Source organism: Pseudomonas sp. CFBP 13710 (genome assembly GCF_014842235.1).
GTDB classification, from domain to species: Bacteria; Pseudomonadota; Gammaproteobacteria; order Pseudomonadales; family Pseudomonadaceae; genus Aquipseudomonas; species Aquipseudomonas baltica.
The window spans coordinates 19,592-34,725 of record NZ_JACYVJ010000015.1; the positions used below are offsets into that span (position 1 = coordinate 19,592).

The following is a 15,134-nucleotide window of genomic DNA, read 5'->3' on the forward strand; positions in this document are numbered from 1 at the left end:
TGAGGAGTAGACGATGACTAAGTCCTATGATCAATACCGCGAGAGCAAGCTTGGGCGCGCCGACGTTGAAGATACGCCGGAGCTACTTGCCTACTACCGCCAACTTAATGACCTGCAAGTGGGCGCGCTCTGGACTGTCGCCAACAAGATCGAGCCGTGGCAGCCCAAATCCGATTCGGTACCGGTTGTATGGCGATACAAGGATTTGCGGGAGGTTGTTCTACGTTCCGTGGATCTGGTCACGCCAGAAAAAGCTGGCCGACGCGTTATTTACTTGAATAATCCGGGGCGCACGGAAGTTTCAGCAGCGGTAGGCTGGTTGTACTCGGGTCTGCAAGTGATGCACCCCGGCGAGCTGGCCTCTGCCCACGCACACTCATCTTCTGCGCTGCGCTTCATCATGGAAGGTCGTGGTGCATACACCATTGTTGATGGACACAAAATGACGCTCGGGGCGAACGACTTCGTTCTGACGCCAAATGGTACCTGGCATGAGCACGGCGTAGAGTCTGATGGCCTGCCGTGCATTTGGCAGGATGGCTTGGATATCCCGCTGGTCAATGCCCTCGAAGCGGGCTTTTACGCTGTGCATCCTGATCTGCAGCAAGCGGTGGGTTTTCCTGTCGATGACTCTGTGAGTTTGTGGGGCGCCGCTGGCCTTCGCCCCCAAGACATTGGCTGGAACAAGCCTTATTCCCCGCTGTTTAAGTACCAGTGGGAGCCTACCTACGAAGCGCTTCGCCGCTATGCGGCCGCCAAAGAAGACAACCCTTTTGACGGTGCGCTTATGCACTACACCAACCCCGTTAGTGGCGGGCATGTTTTGTCCACCATCGGCGCGAGCATGCAGCTTCTTCGCCCAGGCTTTGTTGGTAAGGCACACCGGCATACCGGCAGCTTTTTGTATCAGGTAGCCAAAGGTAAGGGCTACTCCATCATCAACGGTAAACGCCTCGACTGGCAAGAACGAGACATCTTCTGTGTTCCTTCCTGGGCATGGCATGAGCACGTCAACGAAAGCACCGATGACACCTGCCTGTTCTGCTTCAGCGACCTGCCCGTAATGGAAAAACTTGGGCTCTATCGCGAAGAGGCCCTTGCGGATAACGATGGTCATCAGCCCATCGCTGCCCAATAAACCCCTGCAAACAATAAACAAGAATTTGGAGTTCTTATGCGCTTGGTAACTTTCCGTAGCAATGTCAACGCTGCTGCCCGCCTTGGGGCCATGGTTGACGGCCTTGTCGTCGATCTCAATGCTCTGGGTAAACACTCGGGCAACGTCATTCCTGACAACATGCTTGACTTCATCGACCTGGGCCCGCAGGCAGTCACAGCTACCACCGCTTTACTGAAGAGCTTTGAAGGCAAATGGCCTTTAGGCGTCGCTGTTCCAGCGAGCAATGTGAAGATGTTGGCGCCGATCCCGCGCCCTCGCAAAAACATTTTTGGTATCGGACTGAACTATGTTGAGCATGTAGAAGAGTCAAGCCGCACTTTGGACACATCCAAAGATCTTCCGAAGCAGCCAGTTATTTTCTCAAAACCACCAACCACTGTGATCGGCCCTGGCGATGCCATTGAGCACAATGAAACAATTACTCGCCAGATGGACTGGGAAGTTGAGCTGGCGGTGATCATTGGGCAGCGCGCTAAAGGTGTGAGTGGATCCGAAGCGTTGAGTTACGTGTTCGGCTATAGCGTCATCAACGACATCAGTGCACGCGATAACCGTCGTGCTGGGCAGTGGATTTACTCCAAAGGCCAAGATACCTATGCTCCCTTCGGGCCAATCATCGTCACTGCTGACGAGCTCCCAGATCCACATAATCTGAATCTCAGCCTTAAGGTCAATGGCGTCATCAAACAGGAGTCCAATACCCGTCATTTGCTGTTCAACATCCCCACCCTCATTGCTGACATCAGCGCCGGCATCACGCTGGAGCCAGGCGACATCATCGCCAGCGGCACCCCAGCAGGCGTTGGGGCTGGCCGTACGCCTCAAGAGTGGTTGTGGCCTGGTGACGTTGTTGAAGCCTACGTCGAGAAGATCGGTGAGCTCAGGAACCCAATAGTAGCAGTGGGTGACGAGCCTCGTTTGGGTAAGCAGCAGGCATAAGACTCTCTAAAAGGAACTATTTCATGCTCGAATTACCTCGCTTTAAAGCGGCGGCTGTTCAGACTTCCCCCGTCTTCTTGAATACCGATGCGACGGTGGAGAAAACCATTTCGCTGATCCAAGAAGCAGCAGGAAACGGCGCTAAGCTTGTTGCTTTTCCTGAGGTGTTCATCTCCGGATATCCCTACTGGAGCTGGATCGGTAACCCAATCGAAGGTAGCTCTTGGTTTGAGCGACTTGTACGTTCGGCCATCGAAATTCCTGGCCCGGAAATCAACAAGATTGCTCAAGCTGCGGCGCGCCACAAGATTAACGTGGTCATTGGCGTGAACGAGCGCAACCGTAATGGCATAGGCACGCTGTACAACACCCTGGTGACCATCAGTGAGGATGGTAAGATTTTGGGTCGTCATCGCAAACTGGTGCCGACTTGGGCGGAGAAGCTGACCTGGGCTCCGGGTGATGCTTCCGCCTTACGAGTTCACGAAACAAGTGTCGGCCCGCTGGGATCTCTCGCTTGTGGTGAAAACACCAACACCTTGGCGCGCTTTTCATTGATCGCCCAGGGAGAATTAATCCATGTCGCAAGCTACATTTCTCTACCGGTAGCTCCATCAGACTACGATATGGCCGACGCTATCAAGGTTCGCGCTGCAGCCCATTGCTTCGAGGGCAAGTTGTTCACGGCGGTATCATGTTCGACCGTCTCTGAAGAGATCATCGAAGCCCTAGAGAAAGACTTTCCTCGGGCTAGAGAGCTACTAACGCGCAAGAACAGCGCGTTCTCTGGTTTTCTTGGCCCTGATGGGCGTGTTATCGGCGAACCATTAATCGACGAAGAGGGCATCGTCTATGCCGATATTGATTTGTCTCGTTGTATTCAACCCCGACAGATGCACGACATCGCAGGGCATTACAACCGCTTCGATATCTTCGATCTGAAAGTGAATCGCAGTCCTCAGCAGGCTGTGCGCTTTGATGATGAACCCGCCGAAGTCTTCAGTACGTCTAATGGTGCATCCGAACAAATCCAGGAGAATGCCTCATGAGTGATAGCCGGATTTATCGCATTGGCCAGATCGTCCCATCCTCGAATACAACCATGGAGACGGAAATCCCGGCCATTCTCAGAGTACGTGAGACTCTGGCTTCTGAGCGGTTTACGTTCCACTCCAGTCGAATGCGAATGAAGAATGTAACCAAAGAGGAGTTGGCAGCGATGGATGGTGACAGCGACCGTTGCGCGCTAGAGCTTTCCGACGCCCGCGTAGATGTTCTCGGGTATGCATGCTTGGTGGCCATCATGAGCATGGGCAACGGTTACCATCGTGTTTCCGAAAGTCGGCTCCATCAGCGAACGGTCGAAAACGGTGGGCCCGCGCCTGTCGTGACAAGTGCGGGGGCTTTGGTGGATGGGTTGCATGCTATCGGTGCCAAGAAGATCTCGTTGCTGGCTCCATACATGAAGCCTCTGACACGTCTTGTGATTGAATACATCGAAAGCGAGGGTATCGAGGTCGTCGATAGCATCTCGCTGGAAATCCCAGACAATCTGGAGGTGGGTCGTCAGGACTCGCGAGCGCCAATCGAGATCACCAAGAAGCTTAAAACTACGGGTGTGGACGCTATCGTGGCGTCGGCCTGCGTGCAAATGCCGTCGCTTCAATCGATCCAGGCGATCGAGGATCGGGTGGGCTTGCCAGTGCTGTCGTCATCTGTGGCTACCACCTACATGATGCTCAAGCAATTGAGCCTTGATACGACGGTGCCTGGTTTCGGTTCGCTGTTGTCAGGGCGGTACTGATGTCGCGAACAGGGTTTTCCTCGCTCATTCGTAAACGCTAGAATCAACGGAATCACTTTGTGCTACAGGCCATCTTTTGCATGACCAAAACCAAGGATTTCGTCGATAACTACCTTCCCGCGCTCCTCGGTCAGGCATGGCATCTGGTTTCTACGCAATTTCATGCCGTCGTGGAGGAGCACGGGCTCTCTGTACTCGAATGGCGTGTGCTATCTACCTTAGCCAGCCATGGGGCTATGTCCATTTCCGCTCTGGCGCAGGTGACGGTGAGCAAACAGCCCACCGTAACTCGACTGCTGCTGCGTCTTGAGGCGCAAGGCTATGTCGATCGGTCAACCAGCCTCGATGATCGCCGTTTTACCCTGGTACGAGTAACACGCGCGGGGCGGCGCCTTGTGGCCGGATTGATTGAGCTGGCTGAAAAGCACGAGGTTGAAATCTTAGCTTCTTTCGAGGATGAGAAAATTTCCGCGCTGAAAGAAGTTCTGCATGAGCTGATTGCGCGTCATCAGCCGAAGATGTAAAACGCCCTTTTGCAAGGGCGTTTCACTTAGGCCTGGTCATATGAAAGAGGCCAGACTTTAAAATCTCAAAGTAGTCTGTAGGCCCCCCACCTCGCAGGATAGGGCGAGCAGACGCAGTATCGTAAACCCCATCCTTCAGAAATGCCGAATTGATGTGAACCCCCACGACCTCTCCCATTACCATCCAAGTGTCCAGTAACCTACCGTTCAGACCGCTAAGCTGCTGAACAGAGGTAACCTCACATTCCAGCGAAACGGGACTTTCAGCCACACGGGGCGATGCCACATGGATCGAAGGCACTGGGGTCAAGCCGGTCGCTTCGAACTCATCAATACCTGGGATTTCAGTGCTACTGTCGTTTACCAACTCGGCCAGCGGGCGGGTGGCCAGGTTGTAAACGAAATGGCCTGTATCCTGCGCATTGCGTACGCTATCTTTTTTTCCGACGCTGGAGAATATCAGGATCGGTGGGCGGTAATTGATGATATTAAAAAAGCTATAAGGCGCGAGGTTTGCGCGGCCATGCTGATTGACTGTCGAGATCCAACCAATCGGCCGAGGGCCGAGGATAGCCGGTAGCGGATCATGAGGAAGGCCATGTCCATCGGCGACTGAATAGCTATAGGTAGAGGAGGCCATGTTTTTCTCTCACTGGAGTGAAGCGTAAACTTAGCGCAGGCAGAGAGGCCGCGCACGAGTGGAGAGGAAATTCATGCAGAAAGTGGATGGTGAAAGCACGATACCACGTGCTTATCAACTTACAGGGCATGTCTTGATGCTCACGGTGACTGGAGACATAGAAGAGCTTTTCTGCAGCGAGAAAATGTTACTGAACCATTAGCAGTCGAGGAGATGGCTCGCGCCCCCTCCCTGATTTCAAATAGGAGGTATTCAGCGACGTGAAAGCTTGTCAGCCACAAGAATGCCTGAGCCTGCTCCTAATCCAGGCCCAGGATGCGTAGTAGCTCCGATGTGATAGACATTTTTGATCGTAGTTCTGTTGCTCCTTGCGCCATGGGTTGCAGCAAACGGACGCAGCCAGAAGAACTGATCGGGCGAACAGATGCCTGAGTAAGGGTCACCACCAACAAGGTTGCAGTTAAGTCTTTCAAGGTCAGCAGGGGAGTAGGTCTTCCTGCCTACGATGATTGAAGAGAGCCCGGGCATTACTTGCTCAAGACGCTTCTGCGCGCGGTCGGCGAAGGCCTCTCTCACTTGTTCGTTCCACTTGCCATCTTTGGGTGTAGCAATTTCGCCAGCAGCATCACCTTTAAGAGTAGTGGGCAGCTCTTGCATTTGAATCCATAGAATCCACGAACCATCTGGTGCACGCGATTTATCAACCACTACAGGCTGCCCAATACCCAACGTGGGTTTCGATGGAAGCATTCCATTGTTTGCCTCAGTAACGGACAGGCAGGTCTGTTCCATGCTTTCCGTCAAGTGTACTAGAGGTACTTCGCCCAGCTCCTCGGTAAGCCAACCAGGCTTTGCGCTCAGCGCGAAATGGATCTGCATGCAACCACGCCCATAGCGGTACCCATTGGCATGATCGCGTACAGCTTTAGGACTGTATTGGATGAGCTTGCCATACAGCATTTCGGGGGTCACATTGCAAACTACAGCCTCTGAGGCTAGGAACCTCGATCCGTCGGAAAGCATGACGCCGGTTGCGCGTTCTTTTGCACCTTGACCTTCGGTGTTCACCTGTACCACATCGCTATCGGTTCGTACGGCACCACCCTTGTCTTCGATGATACTTGCCAAGGCGTCAACCAAACGGCTGCCACCACCTTTGATCACAGGCATTCCTGCAGTAACCACCGAAGCGAACGTCAGCTTACCGATGAGAGCGGAACAAGCATCGTCAGGGCCTAACCCGGAGTGCAGCGTCCAAGGTGCGATTAGGGTACGTACTTCATTGGAGGTGAACGTGCGTTCAGACCAACGACGAAAATTTTCTAAAGACTCGGTAGCAAAGGTCAACAATCCATCCACGCCACGTTTACGCCACGCTTGGAAGAGAGGGCGGAGCATGCTTAATCCATACGGATCTTTACCAAGTAGTGTAAAGATAAGGCCGGCATCATCCCCCATGACTTGAGATACGGTTTTTTTGAACGCCATTCCATCACCCGGAGCGACCTTTTCCAAACGCGCACATGCGTCGTCCAAGTCTCGCGTCAGCGCGATCCCTTCGCCATTTGGATGAACCCATCCAGTTGAGTATTTGCTGGACAGTAGCTCGACCCCGCGCTTACGGAGCTCGGGCTCTAACTCTGCGTAGGCTGGGCTGCCGGCGAGCAGAGAGTGCCACGAGGAGAGGACTTCGTGAGTGAAGCCAGGGAACAGTTCTTCAGTCCGTATGCAACCACCTAAACGGTCATTGCGCTCCAGCACCGTCACTTGCTTTCCACGGACGGCAAGCAGAGCAGCTCCTATCATGGAGTTGATTCCGCTTCCCACAAAGAGGATCTGGGAGCTGTTTGGAACGGTCATCTCGTTACTCCACCAAGGCTAGAACGCGAAGCGGGCTGCCAGATCCAGCTTGGATCTTTAGAGGGGCAGAGAAGATGAGTGCGCCAACCGGGGGGAGCTGATCAAGATTGTTCAAGCACTGCAGGCCGTATTTGTTGGCCCCATGCATCAGCGTATGACAAGGATAAGGAATAGGCCACGAATACGACTGGCCCGCATCGGTGTTGATAGTTTCCACGCCAAAGCCATGAACATCACGCTTATCAATCAGCCACTCGATGGCCTCTTGCGAAGGGCCTGGTGTATGAGCACCGTCTTCACGGATATTCAGGTACGCCTGTGCGTCAGGAAGCCGCTTCGACCAGTCCGTGCGTAGGAAAACCCAGGCACCTTTGGGGATGCGACCGTACTCGGCTTCCCAGCTTTTAAGAAACTCAACGGTGAGAACCCAGTCTTCATGAGCCGCAACCTGCGGACTCGCATCAATCACGACGGCAGGTGCGATGAAATTGGAGGGTGGGATCAGATCCACCGTATTAGCCGGGTGTTCACGGCCTGAGATCCAATGCGCAGGGGCATCGAAGTGCGTGCCGGTGTGCTCGCCGCAGGTGAAGTTGTTCCAGTACCACGCTGGGCCCGCTTCGTCATACATCGAAATGCGCTCAATTTTAAACGGCTGAACTTGCCCGAACTGAGAGGGCAGTTGCAGCGCTGGAAAATCGGGCGAAAGGGTATGGGTGAGATCGATGATCTTTAGCTGACCGGTAGCGAGTTTTTCTGCCAGTGTGGCGAGCGTGGTTTTGCCGGTATTCATGATTTTTTGGCTCCTGTGTTTGGGTAGGTCGCTTAAAGCGAGTCGCGCCTGACCATCAAGCAATAGTCGCCTTTCGTGGAACAATGCTGATATCCAATTAGCGCGTTAACTATCCTGAAATTGCATGTTTTTTTTGTTATTGCTTTTTGTCGCGATGCGCGGGCTGCCCTGTGCTGCCTTCGCACTTTAAAATCCTGGGTGCAAGCGTTCTAAGTTGTCGCGATTCGTGTTTTTTGCAATGTGGAAAATGAATCCACGGCTTTCAGGTGTCTCCGTTCCCATCCCGATTTCAAAGTATCGAAAAACAAGAACCAGAGGTCGAAAAATGTGTGCGAGTAAACGTTTTCCGTTGATTGGCATTTCTGTTGGACTTATCGCCTGTCAGGCGCAAGCAGATTTTTTTGAAGAGTCGAGCTTGAGCCTGGGGTTGAGAAATTTTTATTTCGACCGTGATTTTAAAAAATCGGATGCACCAAAGTCCAGGGTTGGTAATTGGAGCCAAGGGTTCGACCTTCAGTTCAAATCAGGCTACACCTCCGGGCCGGTGCAGTTTGCGCTGGAAACCTCCAGTCAGTTTGCTTACCGCCTCGACGGAGGCGGAGGAAGAGGCCCGGACTCCATCATCCCGTACGACCGGAGTCGTAAAGAGCAGGCAAAAGAATACGGGCGGTCGGGCGCAGCCGTTAAGCTGCGAGCCTCTAAGACAGAGGTCAAGATTGGCGAGCATCGACCGACGCTGCCTGTCGCGTATCTGGACGATTCACGCCAACTCGTGACGACCTACCAGGGCGCGACCGTGGAGTCCAAAGAGTGGGATGGATTGACCTTGAATGCTGGACGTTTCTGGACGTTCGCATCCCGAGAATCCTCTAACCGTGAAAAACTCTACCTTTTGGGAACCCCTGATCGGGGCAGTGACGGTTTGAATTTCGCCGGCGGTACGTACACGTTTAGCCCTGCGCTCAGTGTCAGCTATTTCTACGCGCAGCTGGAGGATATCTACAACCAGAACTATCTAGGGCTGACGTACATCGCAGACCTTGGTGATGGTTACTCGTTGAAGAACGACGTCAGGTATTACAAAAATACGGGTGATGGCCAGCAATTGAATGGAGACTACGACAACAAATCGCTGGGTTTGATGACGTCCTTACGCAAGAGCGGGCATGCGTTCACCATCGCCTATCAAGAGATGGATGGGTCGGATCCTTTCCCCCTTCTCGGCTATGCGCCACAGCTTCATTTGGTGAACTGGTCGACGATTGCATTCTACCAAGCAGAAGAGCGTTCGTGGCAGGCTCGCTATGATTATGATTTTACGAAATCTGGGATTCCCGGGCTGAAATTTATGACCCGATATATGCGAGGTACCGAAATTGATCGCGGAGAAGATTTGTCACGCGGGTTGGAAAGCGAGCGAAACTTTGTAGTGAGCTATGTTGTACAACGAGGAGCTCTTAAGGGGTTGGGGTTTGAGATGAGGAACATCCAGATCAAAAGCCGATATGGCTCTGACTTTGATGAAAATAGGCTAGCGACTACCTATACATGGAAATTTTGGTGATCGAATGAAGAAAAAAAGGCCAGCGTGCTGGCCTTTGTTTGATTATCAGGTTGCCGCTGCAAGTGATTTTTTTCGACTAACTAATCGAAGCGTTGGATAAAGAACGAAGGATGCTATCAATGATGTAGCGAATTCAATGGGAACCCATGCTTTGAGTACGTAGTGAGCCAGTACGAAGCCAATGCCAACCGTTACTACACCAGCCCAGTTTACTTCGGGTGTTGAACGATTCGATCCGAGGCGGGCCACGATAAGATAGTCCGCTATGATGATGCCGGCGAAACAGGTTGTGAGTACTCCTAGGATGGTGATGAAACTGTTGACCCACTCCAGGATAGATCCCGCCAACATAACGCACGCCAGCACATTGGCTAGGATGACAAATAAGATGCGACCAGGGCGCCATCCGAACGCTACGTCTGCCAATCCTGTAAGAGACAACGAAGCGCTGTACGTGTTGAGCACCTGAGCTTTACCCTGGGCAAGAAAAAGCATGACCGCACCAAGGCTACCAGCAAAAATGACAAACGCAGCGGCAACGCTGTCCGGGCTTTGAAGTACCGCCTGCAATGCCGTCTCGTGGTTCATGCCTCGGGCCACATAGTATTCTACCAGTCGTTCTGTACCGGCATACATAATGACCGCTCCAAAAATGAGCATCACGATGTCCATGAACACGTTGCCAAAAATGGCCGCGACCAAAATGTCCTTGCTGGACTTTGCATATCGACCCAGGTCGCCATCAATAAGTGCCAAAGCACCTGCTGAGCCGATCAGCACATTAATGCAGAAGACGAATTTGCCCATATCGGTGTCCGCACCCATAGCTGCCAAGGCCTCAGGAGGAAATTGCGCCCCGAAGGACAACACTGTTTCCCAGCTCTGACCTGACGAATGGATTACGTCGAACATCATGTAGACCAGTAGCGCTAGAAATGCAACCAGCGTGATGGACGAAAACCGAGCTACCACTTGGAAACCAAAGGCTGTAAGTAGGATCCATACAACCGACATCCCGCCATAAACTGCTACCTGCAGCAGTAAGGTATCTTCAAGGCCAAGCCAGAATAATAAACCTTTGTAAAGCAAGGCGTTTTCAAGCGCGATGAACCCAATTATCATAAAGCCGAACGTAAGCGCTACCAATGCAGAACCTTTTCGGCCAAAACCGTGTTGACGCGATAGCATAGAGCTGGCAAGCCCTGTCTTGTAGGCAACATGTCCAACTCCCCACCCCAAGAGTGCGCCTACCACGGTTACTACTAGGCCTGCAATTATACCAATCCAGATGCCGGCAACAAATGTCACCAGTGCACCGAGAAATATTTGGATGAGAGTCGTGACGATTCCGGTGGTATTCCAGGTTAACTGAAGCCAGTTCTGGCGTTCACTGTGAGGCACAGACTCTAATGAGTGATCGTCTGTTGACTTGCTGAAGGTGGCCATATGCTCTCCGGTTATTGTTGGCAAACGGTGTTCATCAATAGCTGTTACTGACGCCCTGTCGGAAACTACAAGTTCGCTCAGGATGCTCTAAAATCCAATCCAGATAAGGAGCAAGATCTATCCAGTTCTTGCGAAAAGGTACCGCTTGATTATGTTTTATTCATGTGCTTTAGAGTCGAAGCGGCGTGAGGTTACGCTCGGGCTTTCTCCAAATAGGGCTCGGTACTCCGTTGAAAATCTTCCGAGGTGCGAGCAGCCCCAGTTCATTGCGACTGTCGAAACGTTTGTGGAACATCGATCACTAAGTAGTGCCTCCCTTATTTTCATAAGTCTGTATTTTTTCAAATAGGCCATGGGCGATGTGTTTAGGCACTTCCTGAAGTCATTCAATAGCTTGTAGCGTGAGACTCCCGCAGCTGTTTCTATGTCCTCTAGTGAGAGCTCGTACTTTGCATTAAGCTCTATGAAGCATCTCGCCTTTTTTATATGTGGAGGTATTGTTTTTTCACTTGTCTCTGTGAGTTCGTCGGTGTAGTTGCTGGGCTGACTGAATAAGAGGCTCTTTACAATAATTGACTCGATTTCAGCAGCTAGATGCATTTTTCCAAATGCACTCAAACCAAGTGGGCTTTCGTCAAGGTAGTACTTGATAAGTCCCCACCAGTTTCCCGATGCTCCGCTCGCCGCATCAATTGAGGGTGAGAATTCAAGGCGGCTGGCTACTCGGCGTCTTAGGAGATGTTCAAGCTTTTCGTGTAAGAGCGCTGATGGAAGGGTAAGCTGGATTTTTTTGCAAGGCTTGTCCATTGAAAGACGCTGAGCCTGAAATGGAGCGATGATACATCCGGTATTTTGATCAGAGAGAATGCTTTTTCCTTGGAGTATCAATTCCTGTGAGCCTACAATCGGCAGGCTGATGCAAAAATTATCGAAGTTTGATAGTTCATACACGTCGATCTGGGCATCCGTCCCATACTCTATGTAGCCAATGGTAGCTGTATTGAGCACGCGTCCCACATGTCGAAAGTCAACGTGGCCAGGTCGGGCGACGTTCAAATCATGTGGGCCGCAAATACTCGTCATCCAAGCGTGAGCGCCCGACTCGTCGTTCCTAAAGATATCAATATCCAGCTGCGGTACGCCGTTGAATGCTCTCATGATCAGGCTCGCTGCTTTTGATGTTTGTTCGCAATTGACTATTGATCGGTTAAACTTTACAAGCAGGGCGAGGTTCTAAACAAAAATTATTGCACTAGGTGGATATTCTTTGCGTAAAATGTATATGCAAAACGCGTTTCGTCCATATTGCTCTGTTTATTTTGGTTGCTGTCGGCGGATGAGCTTAATGAAAGTCGTACAGTTCTCAACTGAACTGCAAACTTAGGCCACGAAGCGGATAAAAAATTTATCTGTTTTGGATAGTCGTCGAGTACGAAGCGCTCACAGAATTGGAACGGCAAACGGTGGCATAGACCACCTTTTCGAAACACCTACTCAAATCTGCCGTAACTCATAAATACAAAGAGGCTGATGATGAAGAGCGCTATTGCTTTGGCTTCCCTCCTTTGCTTACCGGTAATTGCTGGTGCTGAGGATTTCCTTAAGCCATATATACTGACTGACGTGGGTTGGAATACCCATAATAACATTGGAGGAGAGCAGGAGTACCATTATCAGGAGGGACGGCTTTCGCCGAATTTCTTCGGACTCAAGGGGGAGGGCAGCATCGCCGATGGCTATAAGGGAGTTTTCAAACTTGAGTCCGGCTACTCGCTGCAGGACTTGCGTATCACCGGTCATGGCATTTTCAGTAGGCAGGCGTATGGTGGGGTAAAGACACCTTATGGGGATGTCTTTGTCGGTAAGCAGTGGGATTTTATGTTTGAAACGCTTTCCGCAGAGCGCTGGGGTAAAAACCTGGGTTATGTTTCTCTTTTTCAAGTTCACGCCGGGCCTTTCAATTTAGGGCTACCTTTCGGTTCTATCGACTACAACCGGATTGCAGGCGGCTTCCCAACGGGTAACGCTATAAAATATAAAACCCCTAGTTTCAATGGTGTGGTGTTAGGCGCCATGTATGCAGAGGGCGACAAAGATAGCTCCAACAATTTCGGCCGCACGACAAGTTACAGTGCTGCGTATTCTAAAGGGCCTTTAAGATTGACAGCGGCTTACGCCAACGCCGAGCATAAATCTATTAATGACGGAAAAGACGGTATCGAGAACTACGGCGCCGGTTTTGCTTATGAGTTCGGAAATGTTGTTTTAGATGGGTTATACACCAAGACAAACAACACCTATAGCGACGCAGGGATTGATTCTTATCTGCTTGGCCTATTGGTTCCATTCGATGATAAATCAGGCGTATACGCGAACTACGCTTACATGGATGGTAATGCCAAACTTGGGGATTCAAGCGCGAACCAGATGGGTATTACCTATTTCTATAACCTGAATCGATATTTACTGGGCTATGTATCGGGTGTCTATCAGGTCACCGGGGGCACTGGGCAGAATGCGTACATCTCTGGCGCTTATGGTGTTTCCGATGCGAGAGAACAGAGCGTTCTTCAAGTCGGGCTACGTTTTTACTACGAGTAAGGGCCGCCCCCAACGCCTAGAATGAGGCGTTGGGGATTAGACTCACTATCGGTCGAAGATGGCCAATACACGTAGCGGGCTACCTGAGCCATCCTCGATTTTTAAGGGTGCCGAGACGATGACAGCCCCCGTTGGTGGCAGCTTCTCCAGATTGTTCAGGCATTGCAGACCGAATCGACCGTCGCCTAGCATCCGGTTGTGGCAAGGGTATGGGACTTCCCAGCTACCGGATTGCCCTGCGTCGATGTTAATGGTCTCGACGCCGAAGCCGACGATATTACGCTCTTCGATCAACCATTCCACCGTGCGCTGGCTAGGGCCAGGGGTGTGCGGCGAGCCGTCGATTAAGTTCGCGAATTCGAGAGGGTTATCGATTTTCTCCGACCAGCCCGTTCTAAAAAGGAACCATGATCCAGAGGTGATCCTACCGTGTGCGTTTTCCCATTCAAGTATGAATTCGGGCTCGAGAATCCAGTCATGGTTCTTAGTCACTTCGTGAGAAGCATCTACTACCACAGCCGGAGCCATAAATCGCTTTGGGTCAATACGGTCAACTGAGTTTTCTGGAGCATCGGCCCCTGTGTACCAGTGGATAGGCGCATCAAAATGAGTTCCGGTGTGTTCGCCGCAGGAAAAGTTATTCCAGTACCAACCTGGCCCGCGCTCATCGTAGCGCGAAATTTCCTCTTTTTTGAACGCCCATGTCTGACCAAATTGCGGAGGAAGTGTAAGGGTCGGGAACTCAGACTTTAATGTGTGTGACAGATCAACAATTTCAATTTTGCTATTTAATAGATCTTCGGCCAATTGGCGAACGCTTGACATAATTGTTCCTCGAATTAAATTCCGGCGATCTGCCTTGGGAGATGTAGGTACATATAATCTAGGAAGGCGCGCAGGGCGGGATTCATATTTTTACGAGATGGGTAAACTGCGTAAATTTTATAAGTCTCCGTTTGCCACTCATGTAGAATCCGCAACACGCTTCCGTTTTTTATATCAGCTTCGGCAAGAACGCTGGGGATCAGGCCGATAAGACTTCCATTTTTGATCGCCTCCAGTTGTACTGCTGGATTTAGGCAAAACAGTGATGGTTGAAATTTGATTGTTCGACTTTCGCCGTCTTTAATAAAAGTCCATTCAACTGCACCTTCAAGGCGGTCAAGCACTGAACTGGTTAGGCGGCGTTTTTTGAGATCTGATGGGGCTTTTAATTCTCCAATATCAGGGCTGTCAGAACTGCATACCACTATGAGCTCAATTTCAGCTATGGTTCTTGCGATGAGCCCCGAGCTTGGATCAATGTCCTTGTTGTTTCTAAATGCGACATCAAAACCGTTTTCGATTATTTCCAGGCTTTGATCGCTAGCTTCCACAACGATTTTTATTTCTGGGTAAGCTTTCAGGAAGCCAGGTAGCAATATTGCGAGGTTAAGTTGCGCCAATAAAGTTGGAGCCAGCACCCGAAGCTGTCCGGATGGATGATCGGTGAGGGTAGCCATGCATGCATACGCAGCTTCACCCTCTTGCACAAGCAACTGGGTACGCTCGTAAAGCGTCAGCCCAGCAGGGGTAGGTGAGAAGTTTCGAGTGTTTCGATTGATTAATCGAACTTGTAGTCTTTCTTCCAGTTGGGTAATCCTTCTGCTCAGTGCAGATTTTGTCAACCCTGAAGACCGTTCGGCTGCTGAAAATCCGCCATGCTTGACGACTAAAAAAAAGTAGTACAGATCGTTCAGGTTCATCGTCCATTGCCTCGATATCTTCAGCCGCGATAATTCAG

The 15,134-nt window shown here is 51.2% G+C and carries 14 protein-coding genes; 7 read left to right on the forward strand and 7 right to left on the reverse strand.

Annotated features, from left to right (window positions below; all coding sequences use genetic code 11):
* The first annotated feature begins 13 nt into the window (after positions 1 to 13).
* The 5 genes from IFT44_RS20340 to IFT44_RS20360 all read left to right on the forward strand — a co-directional run bounded on the left by IFT44_RS20340 (position 14) and on the right by IFT44_RS20360 (position 4,447).
* Positions 14 to 1,138 carry a cupin domain-containing protein gene (locus tag IFT44_RS20340; RefSeq protein ID WP_192047599.1) on the forward strand — a complete coding sequence of 375 codons (1,125 nt, stop codon included), beginning with the start codon at positions 14 to 16 and terminating at the stop codon, positions 1,136 to 1,138.
* Between the two features lie 36 nt (positions 1,139 to 1,174).
* Positions 1,175 to 2,119 (forward strand): fumarylacetoacetate hydrolase family protein, encoded by a 945-nt coding sequence (locus IFT44_RS20345; protein WP_192047600.1) that lies wholly within the window; start codon positions 1,175 to 1,177, stop codon positions 2,117 to 2,119.
* A gap of 23 nt (positions 2,120 to 2,142) precedes the next feature.
* A complete protein-coding gene (locus IFT44_RS20350) occupies positions 2,143 to 3,168 on the forward strand; it encodes a carbon-nitrogen hydrolase family protein (protein ID WP_192047601.1) in 1,026 nt (341 codons plus the stop codon).
* Positions 3,165 to 3,923 carry a maleate cis-trans isomerase family protein gene (locus IFT44_RS20355; RefSeq protein WP_274603751.1) on the forward strand — a complete coding sequence of 253 codons (759 nt, stop codon included), beginning with the start codon at positions 3,165 to 3,167 and terminating at the stop codon, positions 3,921 to 3,923. Before IFT44_RS20350 ends, IFT44_RS20355 begins: the two co-directional genes overlap by 4 nt.
* A gap of 80 nt (positions 3,924 to 4,003) precedes the next feature.
* Positions 4,004 to 4,447 carry a MarR family winged helix-turn-helix transcriptional regulator gene (locus IFT44_RS20360; protein ID WP_192047602.1) on the forward strand — a complete coding sequence of 148 codons (444 nt, stop codon included), beginning with the start codon at positions 4,004 to 4,006 and terminating at the stop codon, positions 4,445 to 4,447.
* 22 nt (positions 4,448 to 4,469) lie between these two features.
* Here the strand turns inward: IFT44_RS20360 and IFT44_RS20365 are convergent, their stop codons facing one another.
* The 3 genes from IFT44_RS20365 to IFT44_RS20375 form a co-directional block, all read right to left on the reverse strand.
* A complete protein-coding gene (locus IFT44_RS20365) occupies positions 4,470 to 5,087 on the reverse strand; it encodes a flavin reductase family protein (RefSeq protein WP_192056632.1) in 618 nt (205 codons plus the stop codon).
* Positions 5,088 to 5,339: 252 nt separating this feature from the next.
* Positions 5,340 to 6,947, reverse strand: coding sequence for a phytoene desaturase family protein (locus tag IFT44_RS20370; RefSeq protein ID WP_192047604.1), 1,608 nt, complete (start codon positions 6,945 to 6,947; stop codon positions 5,340 to 5,342).
* A gap of 4 nt (positions 6,948 to 6,951) precedes the next feature.
* A complete protein-coding gene (locus IFT44_RS20375) occupies positions 6,952 to 7,740 on the reverse strand; it encodes a cyclase family protein (protein WP_192047605.1) in 789 nt (262 codons plus the stop codon).
* A 325-nt stretch (positions 7,741 to 8,065) separates the two neighbouring features.
* On the opposite strand from IFT44_RS20375, the gene IFT44_RS20380 reads away from it, so the two are divergent.
* Positions 8,066 to 9,304: an OprD family porin gene (locus IFT44_RS20380; protein WP_192047899.1), complete on the forward strand. Its 1,239-nt coding sequence runs from the start codon at positions 8,066 to 8,068 to the stop codon at positions 9,302 to 9,304.
* A 45-nt stretch (positions 9,305 to 9,349) separates the two neighbouring features.
* Here IFT44_RS20380 and IFT44_RS20385 read toward each other — a convergent pair whose 3' ends face one another.
* Together IFT44_RS20385 and IFT44_RS20390 are read right to left on the reverse strand one after the other, a co-directional pair.
* Positions 9,350 to 10,750: a purine-cytosine permease family protein gene (locus tag IFT44_RS20385; protein WP_192056631.1), complete on the reverse strand. Its 1,401-nt coding sequence runs from the start codon at positions 10,748 to 10,750 to the stop codon at positions 9,350 to 9,352.
* Positions 10,751 to 10,906: 156 nt separating this feature from the next.
* Entirely contained in the window at positions 10,907 to 11,908 is a 1,002-nt protein-coding gene (locus tag IFT44_RS20390; RefSeq protein WP_192056629.1) for an AraC family transcriptional regulator, read from the reverse strand.
* A gap of 375 nt (positions 11,909 to 12,283) precedes the next feature.
* On the opposite strand from IFT44_RS20390, the gene IFT44_RS20395 reads away from it, so the two are divergent.
* Entirely contained in the window at positions 12,284 to 13,351 is a 1,068-nt protein-coding gene (locus IFT44_RS20395; protein WP_192056627.1) for a porin, read from the forward strand.
* Positions 13,352 to 13,396: 45 nt separating this feature from the next.
* Here IFT44_RS20395 and IFT44_RS20400 read toward each other — a convergent pair whose 3' ends face one another.
* Positions 13,397 to 14,176, reverse strand: coding sequence for a cyclase family protein (locus IFT44_RS20400; RefSeq protein WP_192047609.1), 780 nt, complete (start codon positions 14,174 to 14,176; stop codon positions 13,397 to 13,399).
* A 14-nt stretch (positions 14,177 to 14,190) separates the two neighbouring features.
* Entirely contained in the window at positions 14,191 to 15,096 is a 906-nt protein-coding gene (locus IFT44_RS20405) for a LysR family transcriptional regulator (protein WP_192056626.1), read from the reverse strand.
* Between the last annotated feature and the right edge of the window lie 38 nt (positions 15,097 to 15,134).